The organism is Thermoflexus hugenholtzii JAD2 (assembly GCF_900187885.1).
Classification (GTDB): domain Bacteria; phylum Chloroflexota; class Anaerolineae; order Thermoflexales; family Thermoflexaceae; genus Thermoflexus; species Thermoflexus hugenholtzii.
In genome coordinates, this window is the sequence record NZ_FYEK01000020.1 from 1 (window position 1) to 18,991 (window position 18,991).

The 18,991-nt window shown below is 68.6% G+C and carries 18 protein-coding genes and 1 tRNA gene; all 19 read left to right on the forward strand.

Features of this window, described 5'->3' with window-relative positions; translation table 11 throughout:
- Positions 1 to 81: 81 nt before the first annotated feature.
- The 19 genes from CFB18_RS04665 (at position 82) to CFB18_RS04750 (ending at position 18,990) form a co-directional block, all read left to right on the forward strand.
- Entirely contained in the window at positions 82 to 1,380 is a 1,299-nt protein-coding gene (locus CFB18_RS04665; RefSeq protein WP_088570724.1) for an extracellular solute-binding protein, read from the forward strand.
- 94 nt (positions 1,381 to 1,474) lie between these two features.
- A complete protein-coding gene (locus tag CFB18_RS04670) occupies positions 1,475 to 2,383 on the forward strand; it encodes a carbohydrate ABC transporter permease (protein ID WP_088570645.1) in 909 nt (302 codons plus the stop codon).
- Positions 2,380 to 3,207 carry a carbohydrate ABC transporter permease gene (locus CFB18_RS04675; RefSeq protein WP_088570646.1) on the forward strand — a complete coding sequence of 276 codons (828 nt, stop codon included), beginning with the start codon at positions 2,380 to 2,382 and terminating at the stop codon, positions 3,205 to 3,207. Before CFB18_RS04670 ends, CFB18_RS04675 begins: the two co-directional genes overlap by 4 nt.
- 61 nt (positions 3,208 to 3,268) lie before the next feature.
- Positions 3,269 to 3,439 (forward strand): DUF433 domain-containing protein, encoded by a 171-nt coding sequence (locus tag CFB18_RS14945; RefSeq protein ID WP_143597518.1) that lies wholly within the window; start codon positions 3,269 to 3,271, stop codon positions 3,437 to 3,439.
- 88 nt (positions 3,440 to 3,527) lie between these two features.
- Entirely contained in the window at positions 3,528 to 4,613 is a 1,086-nt protein-coding gene (locus CFB18_RS04680) for an ABC transporter ATP-binding protein (protein ID WP_088570647.1), read from the forward strand.
- An 11-nt stretch (positions 4,614 to 4,624) separates the two neighbouring features.
- On the forward strand, positions 4,625 to 6,049 hold the full coding sequence (locus CFB18_RS04685; RefSeq protein ID WP_088570648.1) for a CehA/McbA family metallohydrolase: 1,425 nt from the start codon (positions 4,625 to 4,627) through the stop codon (positions 6,047 to 6,049).
- A gap of 42 nt (positions 6,050 to 6,091) precedes the next feature.
- The gene (locus tag CFB18_RS04690) at positions 6,092 to 8,953 is read left to right on the forward strand and encodes an alpha-mannosidase (RefSeq protein ID WP_088570649.1); all 2,862 of its coding nucleotides are present in this window, start codon (positions 6,092 to 6,094) and stop codon (positions 8,951 to 8,953) included.
- 205 nt (positions 8,954 to 9,158) lie between these two features.
- Positions 9,159 to 9,944 carry a hypothetical protein gene (locus tag CFB18_RS04695; protein WP_088570650.1) on the forward strand — a complete coding sequence of 262 codons (786 nt, stop codon included), beginning with the start codon at positions 9,159 to 9,161 and terminating at the stop codon, positions 9,942 to 9,944.
- 12 nt (positions 9,945 to 9,956) lie between these two features.
- Positions 9,957 to 10,343, forward strand: coding sequence for a zinc ribbon domain-containing protein (locus tag CFB18_RS04700; RefSeq protein WP_088570651.1), 387 nt, complete (start codon positions 9,957 to 9,959; stop codon positions 10,341 to 10,343).
- 34 nt (positions 10,344 to 10,377) lie between these two features.
- On the forward strand, positions 10,378 to 11,058 hold the full coding sequence (locus CFB18_RS04705) for a response regulator (RefSeq protein WP_088570652.1): 681 nt from the start codon (positions 10,378 to 10,380) through the stop codon (positions 11,056 to 11,058).
- A gap of 14 nt (positions 11,059 to 11,072) precedes the next feature.
- The gene (locus CFB18_RS04710) at positions 11,073 to 12,476 is read left to right on the forward strand and encodes a sensor histidine kinase (protein ID WP_143597519.1); all 1,404 of its coding nucleotides are present in this window, start codon (positions 11,073 to 11,075) and stop codon (positions 12,474 to 12,476) included.
- A 52-nt stretch (positions 12,477 to 12,528) separates the two neighbouring features.
- Positions 12,529 to 12,602: transfer RNA gene (locus tag CFB18_RS04715), tRNA-Arg, on the forward strand.
- Between the two features lie 100 nt (positions 12,603 to 12,702).
- A complete protein-coding gene (locus CFB18_RS04720; protein WP_088570725.1) occupies positions 12,703 to 13,431 on the forward strand; it encodes an amino acid ABC transporter ATP-binding protein in 729 nt (242 codons plus the stop codon).
- 69 nt (positions 13,432 to 13,500) lie between these two features.
- Positions 13,501 to 14,391 (forward strand): transporter substrate-binding domain-containing protein, encoded by an 891-nt coding sequence (locus CFB18_RS04725; RefSeq protein ID WP_088570654.1) that lies wholly within the window; start codon positions 13,501 to 13,503, stop codon positions 14,389 to 14,391.
- Between the two features lie 94 nt (positions 14,392 to 14,485).
- A complete protein-coding gene (locus CFB18_RS04730) occupies positions 14,486 to 15,127 on the forward strand; it encodes an amino acid ABC transporter permease (RefSeq protein WP_088570655.1) in 642 nt (213 codons plus the stop codon).
- Positions 15,128 to 15,137: 10 nt separating this feature from the next.
- Positions 15,138 to 15,902 carry an amino acid ABC transporter permease gene (locus CFB18_RS04735; protein ID WP_088570656.1) on the forward strand — a complete coding sequence of 255 codons (765 nt, stop codon included), beginning with the start codon at positions 15,138 to 15,140 and terminating at the stop codon, positions 15,900 to 15,902.
- Between the two features lie 77 nt (positions 15,903 to 15,979).
- Positions 15,980 to 16,375, forward strand: coding sequence for a cytidine deaminase (gene cdd / locus CFB18_RS04740; protein WP_088570726.1), 396 nt, complete (start codon positions 15,980 to 15,982; stop codon positions 16,373 to 16,375).
- 10 nt (positions 16,376 to 16,385) lie between these two features.
- Positions 16,386 to 17,714 (forward strand): LCP family protein, encoded by a 1,329-nt coding sequence (locus CFB18_RS04745; RefSeq protein ID WP_088570657.1) that lies wholly within the window; start codon positions 16,386 to 16,388, stop codon positions 17,712 to 17,714.
- A 97-nt stretch (positions 17,715 to 17,811) separates the two neighbouring features.
- Entirely contained in the window at positions 17,812 to 18,990 is a 1,179-nt protein-coding gene (locus tag CFB18_RS04750) for an acyl-CoA dehydrogenase (RefSeq protein ID WP_088570658.1), read from the forward strand.
- The last annotated feature ends 1 nt before the right edge of the window (position 18,991 follow it).

An 18,991-nucleotide genomic window follows, 5' to 3' on the forward strand; every position in this document is an offset into this window, starting at 1 on the left:
CCGACGCCCACCCCGACCGCCGCCCCGCCGCCCACGCCGGCCCCCAGCCCCACCCCCGCGCCCTCCCCCACGCCGGCCCCGGTGGAGATCTCCATCACCTGCCGCTGCGTCAAGGGCGGGGTGAACGCCAACACGGTGAAGTGGCTCACCGAGACCGTCATCCCCACCTTCGAGCAGCAGATGGCCGCCAAGGGGACCCCCGTCAAGGTGCGGCTGGTGGAGTTCGGGGGCAGCGATGAGGAGCTCAAGGCCCAATACGCCCTGGACCTCAAAGCCGGCAAGGGCCACGACGTGATGGCCTTCGACGGCTTCTGGACGGCGGAGTTCGTCGCCGGCGGGCTGATCAAGCCGCTGGACGAGATCGCCGGCCCCGAGGTCAACCAGTGGGAGGGCTGGGCTCACATCCCGGACCGGGTGCAGGCGCTGCTGATGTATCAGGGCAAGCGCTACGGCATCCCCACCGGCACCGACGTCCGGGTGATCTGGTATCGCAAGGACCTCTTCCAGAAGGCCGGCCTGCCGGCGGACTGGCAGCCGACCTCCTGGGAGGACATCTTCGCCGCCGCCCGGCAGATCAAGAAGGCCCTCCCCGATGTGATCCCTATGCAGGTCAACGCCGGGACCGCCATGGGCGAGGCGACCACCATGCAGGGCTTCTACCCGGTGCTGCTGTCGGCGGGCTCTTTCATCTACGATTGGGACCAAAACAAGTGGATTGTGCGCAGCCCGGCGATGCTGGACGCCCTGAACTTCTACAAGCGGGTCTACCTCGATGAGAAGCTGGGCGACGCCCGCCTCCAGCTCATCAAGGAGGGCCGCAACCAATCCTTCGCCCTGTTCCGCGACGGCAAGATCGCCATGCTGTGGGAGGGGGATTACTTCTGGCGCTCGGTGGTCAACCCGGCCGTTAAGTCCGAGTGGGCCATCCCTAACCGGGATGAGGTGGTGGGCTGGGCCAAGATCCCGGCCAAGGAGCCGGGCCAGGGCTACCGGGGCCAGGACTTCGTGACCATCTCCGGCGGCACCGGCTTCATCCTCAACCCCAACACCAAGCACCCGAAGGAGGCCTGGGCCTTCCTCTCGTTCATGTTCAGCAAGGAGATGCTGATGGAGTTTCAGAAGATCGAGCCGCGGATCCGGGCCCGGGACGACGTGCCGGTGACGGGGGATCCGGTGATGACGGAGCTGGTCAAGCTGCTGCCGCTGACCACGGTCCGCCCCATGCTCCCGGTCTATCCCAAGGTCTCCCAAGCGGCCCAGTTGGCCACCGAGCGGGTGGTCTCGGGCGAGATGACGCCGGAGCGGGCCATGGAGGCCTACGCGAAGGAGGTGACGGACCTGGTCGGGCCGGACAACGTCCTGGACCTCATGCCGCGCTAGGCCCCGACGGGGGTGGTGAGGTCATCCGGGAGGCCCGGGGTGTCGGGAGGCGGCGCCCCGGGCCTCATCGGGAGGAGCATGCGAGGAGGAACCGGTGGTCCAGCGTCGCCCCATCCTGTCCCTTCCCATCGGGCTGCTGTTTCTGCTGCCCGCTCTCTTCTTCGTGGCCGTCTTCCTGGTCTTTCCCTCCCTCTGGGTGCTCTGGATCAGTCTGACCAACCAGACCCTGACCGGGGAGACGGCCCTGCGGCCCCAGTTCGTGGGCCTGGCCAACTTCCGGTATCTCTTCGACCCTGAGAACTGGGCGGTGCGGGGCTACTTCGGGAACGCCCTGCGCAACAGCGTCCTTTTCGTCGTCGGCTCAGGCCTGATCGGCCAGGCGGGGCTGGGGTTGGCCATCGCCTGGGCCTTCCACCGACGCCGGGGCCTGCTGCGGGAGGTCCTCTACACCCTGGTCATCCTGGCCTGGATCATCCCGGACGTGGTGGTGGCCTTCATGTGGGTGGCCTACCTGGACCGGGATCGGGGGACCCTGAACGCCCTCCTCTCGGCCCTGGGCCTGGGGCGGGTCGACTGGCTGATCGAACGGCCGCTGCTCTCGGTCATCATCTTTAACACCTGGCGGGGGACCGCCTTCTCGATGTTGCTGTTCTCCTCAGCCTTAGCGATGCTGCCTCCCTCGTATCTGGAGGCGGCGGCGGTGGCCGGGGCCCGCCCGTATCAGGCCTTCCGGGACATCATCCTTCCCTCCATCCGCAGCCACATCGTCACGGACCTGATCCTGATCACCCTGTGGACCTTCAACACCTTCACGCCGTATCTGATCACCGGGGGCGGCCCCACCTTCCGCTCGGAGGTGGTCTCGATTTACACCTTCCGGGTCGCCTTCCAGCATTTCGAGTTCGGCCGCGGGGCGGCGGTAGCGGTAGTGATGATGCTGATCAATCTGACCCTGGCCCTGGCCTATCTCTCCACCCTGCGTCGGGAGGCCCGTGCCCGATGACGGTGATCCGCTACGTTCTCTCCCGCATCCTCTTCGCCGGCTTCGCCGCCCTGGTGGGCGCTTTCTTCGCCCTGCCCATGCTGTGGCTGACCCTGGCCCCCTTCAACGCCCGGGGGACCCTGGCGGTGGAGATCCCCCGGCCCTTCACCCTGGACAACTTCCAGGCCGTCTTCGCCAACACCTTCGCCGTGCGGGCTCTGGGCAACAGCTTGATCCTGGCCGGGGGGACGATGCTGGTGGTGACCCTGGCGGCCACCCTGGCCGCCTACGCCCTCTCCCGGGCGGAGGTGCCCTACTACGATCTCCTCACCTATGGCCTGATCCTCTTCTCCTCGGTGGTCACCGGCACGGCGGCCATGGTCCCCATCTTCCTTCTGGCCAATGCCCTGGGGCTGGTGGACACTTACGTCGGGGTGATTATGGCCTTCACAGGGGGGCTGCTGCCCACGGCCATTTTCATCCTGCGGGATTTCGTGGAGGGCCTCCCTCGGTCCTACGAGGAGTCGGCCATGGTCTGCGGGGCGAGCCCCTGGCGGATGGTATGGGATGTGGTGATGCCGCTGCTGCGGCCGGGGATGATGGTGGTGGGGATCTGGGCCTTCGTGCAGGTCTGGGGGGCCTTCCTCATCCCCTTCGTGCTGCTGCGCAGCCCGGAGCGCATGCCCGCCGCCATCGCCATCTACTCCTTCTACACCGAGGCGGGCACCCCCATCCTTACCCTCACCTCGGCCTACGCGCTGCTCTACGCCCTCCCGGTGTTGGCTCTCTATCTCTTCGTCAACGCCCGTTATGGGTTCCGGTTCTTCGGGGGGATCAAGCGCTGAGATCCGGCGAGATGGATCCGGTAGAATGGGATCTGCAGGCCTTTGATCGAAGGGGGAGTCGATGGAATGGCGGGATTACATCTCCATGGATCCGGAGGTCCTGGGCGGGGTGATTCGAGGCACCCGTGTCCCTGTGCAGATGGTGATCGGCTCCCTTGTCCTGGATGGGACCGCCTCTCCATGGCGAGGTGCTGCAGAGCACATCTTCGGGCAATTGGCTGCGGAATCTTAACGCGTGATCATCAACTGGGATCCAGTGTCCTTCTCCGCGTGCAGGAGCCTTATCCTCGAGGCATCTTCTTCAGGAGGCAGAGCGTGCCATGGCGCGGATCCGGCTGGAGGGGGTGACGAAGGCGTTCGGGGCGGTGGTGGCGGTGGACACGGTGACCCTGGACATCGAGGACGGGGAGTTCTTCGCCCTGCTGGGGCCCTCCGGGTGCGGGAAGACCACCACTCTGCGCCTGATCGCCGGGCTGGAGCGCCCCACCCGGGGGCGGATCTTCATCGGGGAGCGCGACGTCACCGAGCTCCCTCCACAGGCCCGGGACGTGGCCATGGTCTTCCAGGACTACGCCCTCTATCCGCATATGACGGTCCTGGAGAACATTGGCTACCCGCTCAAGGTGCGCCGTTACGCCAAACCCGAGATCCATCGCCGGGTCCGGGAGGTGGCGGAGGTCCTGCAGATCGCGGATCTGCTGGACCGACGGCCGGGGCAGCTGTCGGGCGGGCAGCAGCAGCGGGCCGCCGTCGCCCGGGCCCTGGTCTACCAGCCCCAGGCCTTCCTCTTCGACGAGCCGCTGAGCAATCTGGACGCCAAGCTGCGCCTGGAGGCCCGCAGCTTCCTGAAGCATCTCCAGAAGTCCCTGGGCATCACCACCGTCTACGTCACCCACGACCAGGCGGAGGCCATGGCCCTGGCGGACCGCATCGGGGTGATGGATCGGGGCCGCCTGCTGCAGGTGGGGACGCCCCTGGAGATCTACCGGCGGCCCCGCAACACTTTCGTCGCCACCTTCATCGGAAGCCCTCCCATGAACCTGCTCTCCGGCCGCCTCCACCTGGCCGAGTCCGCCCTGATCCTGACGGACGGCCAGGCGCTCTCGGTGGCCGACCGCGTCGAGGCGTTGCGCCAGGCCTTCCGGGAGGGCGAGCGGGTCTGGCTGGGGGTTCGTCCCGAGCATCTGGCCCTGGCCGATGGGCCCGGGCCGACCCATCTCTCCGCCCGGGTCTACGCGGTGGAGCCGCTCGGGGTGGAGACGCTGGTGACGGTTCAGGTGGACGAGGAGCGCCTCACCCTGCGGCTGTCGGTGGATGAGCCGCCGGTGTTGCGGGAGCAGGTGTGGGTGCGGGTGCCGATGGAGCGGGCGCTCTTCTTCCGGGAGAGCGGCGAGCTGGCCCTGTGAGGGGGAAGCCAATGCGGACGCTATTGCGCTGGGAAGGCCGCTTCACCCCGGCTGACAAGGCGGCCTCGGATTACGTGCTCCTGCCCTTCGAGGTCCCCCCTGGCATCGCCCGCCTTGAGGTCCGCTACACCTTCGAGGGCCAGGGCCAGCCGGAGAGCCCGAACGCCATCGACCTGGGCCTGTTCGACCCGCGAGGGGCCGACTTCCTGCGCGGGGAGGGCTTCCGGGGCTGGAGCGGGAGCGCCCGAACGGAGGCGGTGCTCACGCCCTGGGCGGCCACCCCAGGCTATCTGCCCGGCCCTCTCCTCCCCGGCCGCTGGCACGTGATCCTGGGGCTCTACCGCATCGCCCCCCAGGGTTGCGCCTGCGCAGTGACCGTTCTGGCCTCCGAGGAGGAAGGGCCGCTCCCGCATCCCCCACCCCCGGAGGGGGGAATCGAGGAGCTTCCCTCCCGGCCCGGCGGGGGGGCAGCCTGGCTGCGGGGGGATCTCCAGAGCCACAGCCACCACAGCGACGCGCCGGGCTCCTTAGAGGACCTGGTGGCCGCCGCCCGGCGGCGAGGGCTGGATTTCCTGGCGGTGACGGAGCACAACACCGTCAGCCACTTCCCCTATCTGCGGGCCTGGAGCGGGCCGGATCTCCTGCTCATCCCGGGGGAGGAGGTGACCACGTATTACGGCCACATGAACGCCTGGGGCCTCTCCCGCTGGCTGGATTTCCGCTGCCGGACGGTGGAGGAGCTGCGGGCGGTCATCGACGCCGCCCACGCGATGGGCGCCCTGGTCTCCATTAACCATCCCAAGACCGACGGGCCGCCCTGGGAGTATCCTCTGGATCTCCCGGTGGACGCGGTAGAGGCCTGGCAGGGGCCCTGGCCCCTGCGCAACTGGGAATCCCTGGCCTTCTGGGACCGGCTGTTGCGGGCCGGGCGCCGGGTGACGGCGGTGGGCGGCAGCGATAAACACCAGGACCGACCCGGCGAGGGCACGCCCTTTTATCAGGTCGGCCACCCCACCACCTGGGTGTATGCGGCGGATCGGACGGTCCCGGCCATCCTGGAGGCCATCCGCTCCGGCCGGGTGGTGATCACCGCGGACGTGGACGCCCCGTGGCTGGAGCTCACGGCCGAGCGCGGGGATACGACCTGGATGGTGGGGGAGACTGTCCCACCCGGCGGCGCTGTCCGGGTGCGCTATCGGGTGTGGGAAGGGAAGGGCCTGCATCTGCGGCTGCTCTCCCGGGAAGGGGAGCTCCTCTTCCTCCCGGTGGATCGTTCCCCCTTCGAGGGGGTGCTGGAGCTCGACCTGGGCCGCCATCGCTACGTCCGGGCGGAGCTACGGGGCGTGCGGCATTTCGCGGAGGAGACCCCGGATGACCTGCCCATGGTCGCGATGACCAACCCCATCTGGGGAGGCCCGGGCCCGGAGGGGCCGTGAAGCGGCCTCGGAACGCGGACATCTTCCCACGGAGGCGTGCGGATGCAACCGGAAGCCTTCATCGTCCCCCACACCCACTGGGATCGGGAGTGGTATCGCCCCTTCCAGGCCTTTCGTTACCGTCTGGTGGACCTGGTCGAACAGGTCCTTCGGATGATCGAAGGGGATCCGGATTTCAGGGGGTTCCTGCTCGACGGCCAGTCGGTGATCCTGGAGGACGTCCTCACGGTGCGCCCGGATCTGGAGCCGCGGATCCGACAAGCGGTGGAGGCCGGCCGCCTCTGGATCGGCCCCTGGTATGTGCTCCCTGACGAGTTCCTGGTGAGCGGGGAGGCGCTCGTCCGCAACCTCCAGGTTGGGATTCGCATCGCCCGCCGCTTCGGCGGCGAGATGCCCATCGGCTACACGCCGGATCCCTTCGGCCATGTGGGACAGCTGCCCCAGATCCTGAAAGGGTTCGGGATCGAGGCCGCCGTGTTCCAGCGCGGCCTGGACGAGCAGCCCACGCTCCTCTGGTGGGAGGCCCCAGACGGCACCCGGATCTTCACGGTGTATCTCCGGGACGGCTACGGGAACGCCGCCTGGATCCCGGAGGACGCGGAGGCCCTGGCGGCCTACCTGAAGGCCCAGGCCCTCTCCCTGATGCCCCACACGCCGGTTCCCCTCCTCTTGCTCATGAACGGGACGGACCATCTCTTCCCCCATCCGCAGCTGACGGAGCGGCTCCGGGCGGCCCAGACGCATCTCCCGGATCTCCGCCTGCGCCTCGCTTCCCTGGCGGATTACATCGCCGCGGTGCGGACTGCTCTCGGCGAGCGGCTGTCGGATCTCCCCGTGGTTCACGGGGAGCTGCGCTCCAGCCGACGCCATCCGGTCCTGCCCGGCGTGCTCTCCACCCGCATCTGGATCAAGCAGCGCAACGCCGCCGTCCAGACCGTGCTGGAGCGCTACGCGGAGCCCCTGATGGCCTTCGCGCATCTTCTCTGCGGCCTGGATCGGCGGGCCTTCCTCTTCGAGGCCTGGCGGCTCCTCCTTCAGAACCACTTTCACGATTCGATCTGCGGGACGGGGGTGGATGCGGTTCACGAAGACATGCGGCCGCGCTTCGATCACGCTGAGCAGATCGCTGGCCTGGTGAGTCGGGAATCCCTGGAGCGGCTCCTGCGGCCGGAGGCGGCCGAGGCCCCACCCGGCTGGCTGGCCTCAGACCCAGCGTCAATGGAGCAGACGCTGCTGGTCTACTGCCCGATCCCGGGCCCCGTTCGAGGCCCCGTGGAGCTGACCCTCCCCGCCCTCCCGCCGGGCCTGACGTATTGCCTCCTGGATCCCGAAGGGCGTGAGCTCCCGCTCTTTCAGGTGGAGCGGGGGACGCCTGACGAGACGCGCTGGACTGTCAGCTCGACGGAGTGGCCGGGCTTCCTGAACCGCCTGCTCTGGGCCTACGTGGGCCCCTATGCGGCGAAGCGGGTGTGGGTGGATCTCGAGGGGCAGCGGATCTGGGCGGAGTGGGCGGACGCCTCCGCAGATATGGATCACGGGATGATCACCCGTGTCGTTCGCGTGGCCCGCCAGCTGGGGGAGCGACAACCGGCCATCACGGCCCCATGGACGGTCTCGGCGGCGATGGGAGGAGCCTCCCGTTGGGCCTTCGTCCTCCCCGAGGGCCGGGGGGTCGGCCTCCAGGCCTACCGGCTGCAGATCCGCCCCGGGACACCCCGCCTGGTCACCCGACGTCCCCGGGCGGAGCCGGAGATCGCCAACGAGTTCTTCCGCCTCACAGCGGATCCCTCAGATGGGACCCTGCAGCTGGAGGATCTCCGGACGGGCCGGCGGTGGCGCGGCCTGAACCGCTTCGAAGATGAAGGGGATGCCGGGGATGTCTACAACCATGAGCTGCCGGCAGAGGATCGGCGGGTGGACCGCCCGGCGGCGCCGCCCCGGGTGGAGGCCTGGGAGGAGGAGCCGTTCGGTCAGTGCCTGGAGGTCGATTTGCCATATGAGATCCCGGCCGGGCTGCGGCCGGACCGCCGGGGACGCTCCGCGGAGATGATCCCGCTGTCGATCGCCGTGCGGGCATGGCTGCGACCGGGAGTTCCCCGGGTCGATATGGAGGTCGTGGTGGACAATCGGGCGGCCGATCACCGCCTGCGTGTGGTCTTCCCCACCGGCATCCGGTCCGAGACCTGGGTGACGGAGGGGGCGTTTGACCTCGTGGTTCGCCCGGTGGGCCTCCGCGTCCGGGCCGATGACTCCTGGGTGGAGCAGCCGGCCCCTACCGCCCCCCAGCAGGGCTTCGCGTTCGTGGAGGACGCCACCGGCGGGCTCCTGGTGGCGAACCAGGGGCTCCCGGAGATCGAGGCCCGGACGGACGCGGAGGGACAGGTGGAGCTGGTCCTCACCCTGTTGCGGTGCGTGGGCTGGCTGTCGCGGGGGGATCTGCGATCCCGGCGGGGGCATGCGGGGCCGCCGCTGCCCACGCCCGCTGCGCAGATGATCGGGCGCTGGGCCTTCCGCTACAGCCTGATCCCCTACACCGACCGTTGGGAGGCGATCCGGGAGGCCCAGCGCTTTCAGGCGCCGCCCCTCGCCAGGGCGGGCCCGGGCCGTCTGTCGGAGCGACCGTTCCTGGAGGTAGAGCCGGCCGCCTTTGTCCTGACCGCTGTGAAGGCCCCTGAGGAGGGGGAGGGCCTCATCGTGCGAGGGTATAACGCCGCCGAGGAGGTCGTCCAGGTCCGGCTTACCTTCTGGCAGCCGGTTCAGGCGGCCTGGCGGGCGGACCTCATGGAGCGTCTCCAGGAGCCCCTTCGCCCGGAGAGGTCCTCTCTGACCTTCCGGGCCCGCCCCAAGGAGATCGTCACCGTGCGGGTGGTCCTCGCCCCGCTCCTCCGGCATTCGGAAGGATAAAGCCAGAAGCCGGTCCCAGGCGGATGCGGTGCGCCGGGGAGGAAGGCCTGAGGAGGTCTCCTCCCCTTTTTATCGCCACGCCTCCGGGAGGGATGCCGGAGAGTCCCGACGCCTTCATCCTTCCTCCGGGGGATCTTCGCAGGATCTTCACAGGACCCGGGCAGAATCCAGGGTGGAAGTGAGATCCACAGGCGGGAGGAAGCCGATGAAGCGTTGGAAAATCGTGGGGGCGCTGGTGTTGCTGGTGCTTCTGATCGGGATGGTGGGGGTTGGAATCGGCATCGCACGGATGGCGATGGGATGGACCCTTCCCACCTTCGACGGGGCCGGGCCGGTCCCCTCGGCTCCGGGGCCGGGCCGATGGCCCGGCGGGAGGACGGGTCCGTGGAGTGGGATGGGGTGGGGGGCGATCCCGGGGACGCCTCTCTCCGATGAGGAGGCGGTGCGCATCGCCCGCGATGTCATCGCCGCCTATGGGAACCCAGACCTGGAGCTGGCTGAGGTCATGGCCTTCGATAACCACTTCTACGCCCAGGCGCGGGAGCGCTCCACCGGCCGCTACGCCTTCGAGTTTCTCATCGATCGGTTCACCGGGGCCGCCCATCCGGAGCCGGGGCCCAACATGATGTGGAACGCCCGCTACGGGATGATGAGGAACCACGGCATGATGGGGAGCGGGTGGGGCGTCTCCGGGGAGATGCGCCTCTCGCCGGAGGAGGCGCGGCGGATCGCCCAGGCTTACCTGGATTCGGCGATGCCGGGGGCCACGGTAGATGAGGAGGCCGATCCCTTCTACGGCTACTACACGCTGCACATCCTGCGGGACGGCCGGATCGTTGGGATGCTCAGCGTGCACGGCAGCACTGGCCAGGTGTGGGTGCATACCTGGCATGGGAGCTTCCTGCGGATGGTCTACGGCCATGAGGGGGAGCACGGATCCTTCGGGGGCGATGGCGCGGCCCTCGCGTTCCTGTCCATAATTTCCCTGTGAAGGAGGAAAACCATGAGCCGCAACTGGATTGGCCTGCTGATCGGAGCGCTGGTGTTGCTGGTCCTGCTGGTCGGCGCCCTGGGCCTGCTGGCCGGCCCGGCGTGGGGCTGGGGGTGCCCGGGTTGCCCGATGATGGGGCGCTGGGGCTGGGGCGGCATGGGCTGGGGCTTCGGGCTGTGGATGATGCTGCTGGGCCTGCTGCTCCCCTTGCTGTTCCTCGGCCTGATCATCGCCGCGGTGGTCTGGGGGATCCAGCAGGTGACCCGGGCCGGCGGCCTGCCCCCCGCTGCGCCTCCGGCGGCTCGCTGTCCGCAGTGCGGCCGCCCCGTCCAGGCGGACTGGGCCCACTGCCCCTACTGTGGGGCTTCGTTGACCGGCGGGTCGGCACGGCAGGGTTGAAGGCTCACGGAGTCAGGCAGAGCAGAGGGTCGGCATGCGGACGGTGCTGGTGGTGGAGGACGAGCCCCGGATGCGCCAGGTGATCCGGGCCTACCTGGAGCAGGCGGGGTTCCGCGTGATCGCGGTGGGGGACGGCCCCAGCGCGTTGCATGCCTTCCGGCGGGAGCGGCCCGACCTCATCGTCCTGGACCTGATGCTGCCGGGCATGGATGGCTTCGACGTCTGTCGCGCCATCCGGCGGGAGTCCGGGGTGCCCATCCTCATCCTGACGGCGCGGGTGGAGGAAGAGGATCGGGTGGTGGGCCTGGAGCTGGGGGCGGACGATTACATCACCAAGCCCTTCAGCCCGCGCGAGCTGGTGGCGCGGGTTCGCGCGGTCCTGCGGCGGGCACAGGGGGAGATCTCCCCGCCCGCCGTCCTCCGGGTGGGGGATCTGGTCATTGACCTGGAGCGCCGGGAGGTGCGGGTGGGCGACCGGGAGGTCCGTCTGACGCCCACGGAGTTCGAGCTGCTGACGGCCATGGCGCGCCATCCGGGCCGTGTCTTCACCCGACTGCAGCTGCTGGAGCGGATCCAGGGCGCAGCCTACGAAGGATATGAACGGACCATCGACGCGCACATCAAGAACCTGCGCCAGAAGATCGAGCCGGATCCCCGCAACCCGCAGTATATCCTCACCGTCTATGGGGTCGGCTACAAGCTTCGGGAGGAGTGAGCGGGGGGATCCGGATGCGGAGCCTGTGGGCGAAGCTGACCCTGGCCTTCATCGGCGTGGTCGTCCTGAGCCTGCTGACCACGGCCCTCCTGATCGCCCTGGCCACCGCAGGGGAGTTCCGGGTCTATGTGGCCCGGGGGAACCGGCGCTGGGCGGAAGGGCTGGCCCCGCTCTTCGCTGCATATTACGCCCGGGTTGGGAGCTGGGAGGGCGTGGAGGCCGTGCTTGAGGACATGCCGATGCCCATGCCCGGCATGGGGCCCATGCATCCGCCCATGGGGATGATGGGGATGAACCGGGCGATGTGGCGGATGATGGGCCACCGCCTGATCCTGACCGACGAGGCGGGGCGGGTCCGGCTGGATTCCGAGGGGAGCGCAGTGGGGACCCTCCTCCCGGCGGCGCGAGAGCAGGGGGTCCCGATCCGCGTGGCGGGGCGGACGGTGGGGTGGCTGCTCATCGGCGAGGTGGAGAGCCCCACCGGGCCCTCGGCGGAGTTCTTGGCTCAGGTGCGGCGGGCCATCGCCCTCAGCACGCTGCTCGGGATCGCGCTGGCCCTGGGGGCGGGCTCCTGGGTGTTCTTCCGGCTGATGCGTCCGCTCCAGGCCCTCCAGCAGGCGTCCCGGCGGATCGCGAGGGGGGATCTCGGCGCGCGCATCCCGGCGCGGGAGGCTGGGGAGCTGGGGGAGGTGGCTCGGGCGTTCAATCAGATGGCGGAGGCGCTGGCCCGGGCGGAGCAGCAGCGGCGTCAGATGCTGGCGGACATCGCCCACGAGCTCCGCACCCCCCTGGGGATCCTGCAGGGGCAGCTGGAGGCGCTGCTGGATGGCGTCCTTCCCCTGGTGCCGGAACAGATCGTCCAGGTCCACGACGAGGTGCGGCACCTGGCCCGGCTGGTGGAGGACCTGCGGCTCCTCGCCCTGGCGGAGGCCGGTCAGCTGCGGCTGGAGCGGAGGCCTGTGGACCTGCGATCCCTAATCGAGGAGGCCGCCGACCGCATCGCCTTGCAGGCGGCGGAGAAGGGGATCCGGCTGGAGGTGCATCTTCCGGAAGGGCTGCCGCCGGCGTGGGGGGATCCGGGGCGTCTGCGGCAGGTGCTAATGAACCTGCTCACCAATGCCCTCCGCTACACGCCTGCCGGCGGCCGGATCACCATCGAGGCCCAGCCCCTCGGGGATCAAGTGCAGGTGAGCGTCCGCGACACCGGGGTGGGGATCGCCCCGGAGGATCTGCCCTATGTCTTCGATCGGTTCTACCGGGCGGAGAAATCCCGGGCCCGGGCGGACGGGGGGTCGGGGCTGGGGCTGGCCATCGCCCGCCACCTGATCGAGGCCCATGGAGGCCGTATTGGGGTCGAGAGCCAGCCCGGCCAGGGCTCCCATTTCTTCTTCACCCTCCCCATTGTCTCCCGCCCATAAAGTGGCCGCGCCCCGCATCCTTACGGATGTGCTATAATGGAAAAAGCGAGAGGCCCCCGTAGCTCAACTGGATAGAGCAAGGGCGTCCTAAGTCCTGCGTTGCGGGTTCGAATCCCGCCGGGGGCACTTGAGAAGAAGCCGGGCGGAACGCCCGGCTTTGTGTTCCGGTGTGTTCGCGGGGAGCGAATCCATGGATGTGGGGAAAGCGCGGATGGGGACCCGGCCGATCATCTCCTTCCGGCAGGTGAACAAATGGTTCGGGAATCTGCACGTTCTGCGGGACATCACGCTGGACATCTATGAAGGGGAAGTGGTGGTGATCTTCGGCCCCAGCGGGGGCGGGAAGAGCACCCTGATCCGCACCATCAACCGGCTGGAGCCCATCGACTCCGGTGAGCTGTGGGTGGACGGCATCCCGGTTCACGATCCCCGCATCAACGTCAACCGCCTCCGTCAGGAGATCGGGATGGTCTTCCAGCAGTTCAATCTCTTCCCCCATCTGACGGTGCTGGAGAACATCATCCTCGGTCCGGTGCATGTGAAGAAGATCCCCCGGGCGGAGGCGGAGCGGCTGGCCATGCAGCTCCTGGAGCGGGTGGGGATCCCCGAGAAGGCCCACGCTTACCCGGCCCAGCTGTCGGGCGGACAGCAGCAGCGGGTGGCCATCGCCCGAGGCCTGGCTATGCGGCCGAAGATCATGCTCTTCGATGAGCCGACCAGCGCCCTGGATCCCGAGATGATCAAGGAGGTGCTGGACGTGATGGAGGATCTGGCCCGGGAGGGGATGACCATGGTGGTGGTCACCCACGAGATGGGCTTCGCCCGACACGTGGCGGACCGCATGGTCTTCCTGGAAGGGGGCCGAATCGTAGAGATCGGGACCCCTGATGAGATCTTCGAGAACCCCCGGCACGAGCGCACCCGGGTCTTCCTGAGCCAGGTCCTGCGTCATTAGCGAGCAAGGCTTTCCGTTGCGGCCTCACCCCCGCGGCGGGAGGCCATTTTTAATCTCAGGAGGTGGACGATGGCGCTCAGACTATCTCGAATGGCCTTGCTCGGGTTGGCCCTCGCCCTGGTCCTGGCAGCCTGTCAGGCGCCCGGGGCCACGCCGGCCCCTCAAAAGGGCCGCGCCCCTCTCGCCCCCGAAGGAACCCTCCTGCGCAAGATCCAGGATCGCGGCAAGCTGATCTGCGGCACGAAGTATGACATCCCCACCTTCGGTTACCTCAACCCTAAGACCAACCAGGTGGAAGGCTTCGATGTGGAGATCTGCCGTGCCGTCGCCGAGTACATCTTCGGCGATCCCAACGCGGTGGAGATTAAGGAGGCCATTTCCAAGAACCGCATCCCCTTCCTCAAAGAGGGCGTGGTGGACATCGTGGCTTCGACGATGACCATCAACGAGGAGCGCCTGAAGGAGATCGATTTCTCCGTCGTCTATTACGTCGCCGGCCAGTCCCTCCTGGTCCCCAAGAACAGCCCCATCAACGGCCTGGATGACCTCAAAGGCAAGCGGGTGGGCACCGTGAAGGGTTCCACCTCGGAGAAGAACATCCGGGCCATCTCGGATCAGAAGGGGCTGAACATCGAGGTGGTGCTCTTCGACACCTACTCGGAGGCGGTGGCGGCCATGGACGCCGGCCGCGTGGACGCGGTGACCACCGATGACATCATCCTCTACGGCTTCGTGCGCCAGGAGCCGGATAAGTGGAAGGTGGTCGGAGGGCGCTTCACGGTGGAGCCCTATGGCGTGGGGGTGAAGAAGGGCGAGGAGGAGCTCCTGGAGGTGGTGAACACAGTGATCCGGGAGCTTAAGTCTTCCGGCCGCTGGAAGGAGATCTACAAGAAGTGGATCCCCAGTGACACGGTGCCGGAGCCCCCGCCGGATGATTGGCGGGCGGTGAGCCAGCCGTGATCCCCCCCGATGCGAAGATCCGCCGGCGGGGCGCTCACGGCGCCCCGCCGGTTCTTATCCGCACGGATCCCAGGCCTCCCATTCGGGTGGAACCATGAGCACGGCGGACGTCTGGCATTACCTGCTTCTGGGCCTGTGGACGACCCTACGGCTCTCCCTCGCCAGCATGGGGGTGGCGTTGGCCCTGGGGACACTGATCGGGGTGTTGCGGGTCTCCCCGGTGCCTCCCCTTCGCTGGTTCGCCGCCGGGTATGTGGAGTTCTTCCGGGATATCCCACTGTTGCCGGTGCTGGTCTTCGTCTACAGCGGGTTGCCCAAGGCGGGAATCCGGCTCCCCACTTCTTTCGATAGCGCGGTGGCCGGGCTGGGGGTTTACACGGCCGCCTTCGTCGCGGAGGTGGTGCGGGCCGGCCTCCAGTCGGTCCACAGGGGTCAGATCGAGGCCGCCCTCTCCCTGGGCATGACCTTCCCCCAGATGGTCCGCCTGGTGTTGCTGCCTCAAGCCTTCCGCATGATGATCCCGCCCCTGGGCACCGTGTTCATCGCCCTGGTGAAGAACACCTCCATCGCCTCGGCCATCGCTGTCGAGGAACTGCTGTATCAGGCGGAGTTCGTCATCGGCCGCACCTTCGCTGACTGGCCGATGCTGATCGCCTTTCTTCTCTATCTGGTGATCACCGTGCCCCTCAGCGGGCTGGTGAACTTTCTGGAGCGCCGTCTGCGGATCCTCTTCTGAGGCGGAGGGGATGCAGGCATCGGAGCGACCCTGGCAGACCCTGGCGGGCGTGGGGATCGTGCTGGCCCTGATCCCCCTGGCCTTCCGTATGGAGCCGGCGCGGTTCGCGCCGTTCCTCGAGGGATCCACCTGGCGGTTCCTGGCCCTGGGGCTGCTCCTCACCCTGGAGGCCTCGGCGATCGCCATCCTGGCCAGCATCCCGCTGGCCCTCTTCTTCGCTCTGGCCCGCCTGAGCGGCCCGTTCTGGCTCCGCTACCCCGTGATCGCCCTGGTGGAAGGCATCCGGGCTCTCCCCCTCCTGGGGCTGATGTTTTATCTCTTCCTGCGCCTGAGCGCCCTGGGCCGGCAGCTGGGGATGGAGGCGCTGACCCGGCCCGACGCGGCGGTGATCGCCGCCCTCTGGCTCTACACGGGCGCGGTGAACGGCGAGGCCCTGCGCGCGGCCATCCTCTCCCTCCCCCGAGGCCAGTGGGAGGCCGCCCGCTCCCTGGGCTTGACCTACGGCCAGGCGATGCGCTTGGTCATCCTCCCCCAGGCCTTCCGACGGGCCCTTCCCCCGCTGGTGGCCCAGTTCGCCACTCTGGTGAAGGATACCTCCCTGGGCGCCATCATCGGGTTCATCGAGCTCTACCGGCGGGGGGTGATCCTCTTTCAAGGGGAGCGCAACCCCATGGAAACCCTCTACGTGATCTCGGTGATCTATTTCCTCGTTAACTACACCCTCGGCCGGCTGGCTGGGACGCTGGAGCGCCGGCTGGGGCTTCACCGCGGGTAGGGCCAGCCCCCCGATCGGAAGAGGCGGCTGCGCTATAATTCCCGTGCATGAACTTCCAGCGGAAAGGAACCCCACGGATGGAAGATCGGGCACTGGTGGAGCTGGCCCTCCGGATGCGTGAGCGGGCCTATGCCCCTTACTCCGGCTACCGGGTGGGGGCCGCCCTGCTGAGCGCCTCCGGCCAGGTGTTCACCGGATGCAACGTGGAGAACGCGGTCTACCCCCTTGGGCTGTGCGCGGAGCGGGTAGCCGTGTTCAAGGCCATCTCCGAAGGGGAGCATCACTTCACCGCCATCGCGGTCGCCACCGAAAACGGCGGCACGCCGTGCGGAGCCTGCCGCCAGGTCCTCTCCGAGTTCTCCCCCGACCTGCGGATCCTCCTGGTCGACGCGAAAGGACACGTGCGGGAGACCTCCCTGCGGGCCCTGCTGCCGGAACCCTTCGGGCCCCGGGATCTCCAGGCGGTTCGCTGAGGAGACAGGCATGGCACCCGGGATCCAGACGCCATGGCGGCGGCTCCCCCTCCTCGGGCTCCTCTGGGCGCTGGGGGTGCTGGGGATCGGGACAGGGCTGGGCCTCGGGGCGTATCGCTTGGCCTTCCAGGAGGCCCTGCGCGCCGTCCCCATCCTCCCGCCCCCTGGCGCCTCGGTCTCCTCCTCTCCCACCACCCACAGCGGCCCCCTCCATCTTCCGGAGTGGACCGGGAAGGAGCGGGTGAACATCCTGGTTTTGGGGATCGATCAGCGGGAGGGGGAGTCGGGCCCCTGGCGCACCGACACGATCATGGTGGTGACGATCGATCCCGTGGGTCTCTCCGCCGGGGTGCTCTCCATCCCCCGCGATCTGTGGGTGACGATCCCCGGTTTCGGGGAGAACCGCATCAACACGGCCCACTTTCTGGGGGACGCCTACGGCTACCCGGGCGGCGGGATCGCCCTGGCCCAGGAGACCCTGCGCTATAACTTCGGGATCGCCACCTCCTATTACGTGCGGGTGAACTTCACCACCTTTGAGAAGGCCATCGATCTGCTGGGCGGCATCGAGCTCTGCGTCCCGGAGGCCATCGATGATCCCCATTATCCAGACGCCCGTTACGGATATGAGCCCTTCCACATCGAGGCGGGATGCCAGCATCTCGATGGGCGGACGGCGTTGAAATACGCGCGGACGCGGGCCACCCGTGGGGGGGACTTCGATCGCATGCGCCGCCAGCAGCAGGTGATCCAGGCGGTGCGGGAGCGGGTGCTTCGGCTGAACATGCTGCCGGAGCTGATCGCCCGGGCCCCGGCGCTCTGGGAGACGGTGAAGGACGGGGTCCGCACGAACCTCTCCCTGGAGGAGATGATCGCCCTCGCCCGCCTGGCCGCCCGCATCCCCGATGACCGCATCCGGATGGTGACCATCGGTCCCTCGATGACCATCCCCGCCACGACTCCCGATGGGGCTGAGGTGCTGGTCCGCATCCCTGAGAAGGTCCAGGAGGCCCTGACGGACCTGTTCGGGCCCCAGCCGATGCACTTGAAGGCCCGGATCTCTGTGCGGAACGGGACGTTGCGGCCGGGCCTGGCGACCCGGGTGGCCGAGATCCTCCGCTCCCTCGGCGCGGAGATCGTGGAGGTGGGGAACGCGGATCGCTCCGATTACGGGGAAACCCGCATCTTGGCCCGCCCGGAGGCCCTGGAGGCGGGCCGCCAGGTGGCGGGATGGCTGGGCCTCCCCCTCACCGCGGTGCAGCCCACGCCGGATCTCGCCTGCGCCTGCGATCTGGTCATCCGCCTGGGAGCGGACTTCCCGGAGCTGGCGGGGCCATAAGGGATGCCGCGGCGTCCCCGCGTGGCCTGGCATGCCCCCTGTAGAGGAGGAAGGCTGTGAAGCGAGGAGACCGAGATTCGCGTTTTCGGGAGGCGCCATGGATTTCCGCCTGAGCGAGGAGCAACGGCTGTTCCGACAGGCGGTGCGGGAGTTCGCCGAGCAGGAGCTGAAGCCCCGCGCCCGCCATGTGGATGAGCGCGGCGAGTTCAACTGGGAGGCGGTCCGCAAAGGGGCCTCCCTGGGGCTGCTGGGCCTGACGGTCCCGGAGGCCTACGGCGGGGCAGGGCTGGATCACGTCAGCGCGGCCATCGCCATCGAGGAGATCGCCCGGGGATGCGGCTCCACCGCCCTCTCCCTGGCGGCCCACAACGGCCTGGGACTGGCGCCGATCCTCCTCTTCGGCAGCGAGGCCCAGAAGCGGCGGTGGCTGCCGGCCCTGACCAGCGGCCGCAACGGGCTGGCCGCCCTGGCCCTGACGGAGCCTCACTGCGGCAGCGACCTGGGGGCCGTGCGCACCACCGCGGTCCGCGATGGGGACGAGTGGGTGATCACCGGCCAGAAGATGTGGTGCACCAACGCTGGCATCGCCGAGGTGATCGTCACCCTGTGCCGCACGGACCCGGAGGCCGGCAAGCGCGGCCTCAGCCTGATCCTCATCCCCACGGACGCCCCGGGCCTCTCCATCGCCCCGCCGGAGAAAAAGATGGGGCTCCACGGCTCCCCCACCCACGCCGTGACCTTCGATCATGTGCGGGTGCCCCTGGATCACCTCCTGGGGGAGCCGGGGCGAGGCTTGCCCTACGCCCTCCAGGTCTTAGACGGAGGGCGCATCGGTATCGGGGCCCTCTCGGTGGGCCTGGCCCAGGCCGCCTTCGAGGAGGCGGTCCGTTACGCGAAGGAGCGCACCGCCTTCGGCCAGCCCATCGCCGCCTATCAGGCCGTCCAGTGGATGCTGGCCGACGCGGCGGTGGAGATCGAGGCCGCCCGGCTGCTGGTGTATCGGGCGGCCTGGCTGCGGGATCAGGGGCTCCCCTACACCCAGGCCGCGGCCATGGCCAAGCTCTTCGCCAGCGAGATGGCCGAGCGCGTGACCCGCAACGCCATCCAGATCCACGGCGGCTACGGCTACAGCCGGGAGTTCCCGGTGGAGCGGCTCTACCGGGACGCCCGGCTGATGACCATCGGGGAGGGCACCAGCGAGATCCAGCGCCTGGTCATCGCCCGCCACATCTTGGGGCTGGTCCGGGCGGAGCCGCTCCCCGCGGATGTGGTGTGAG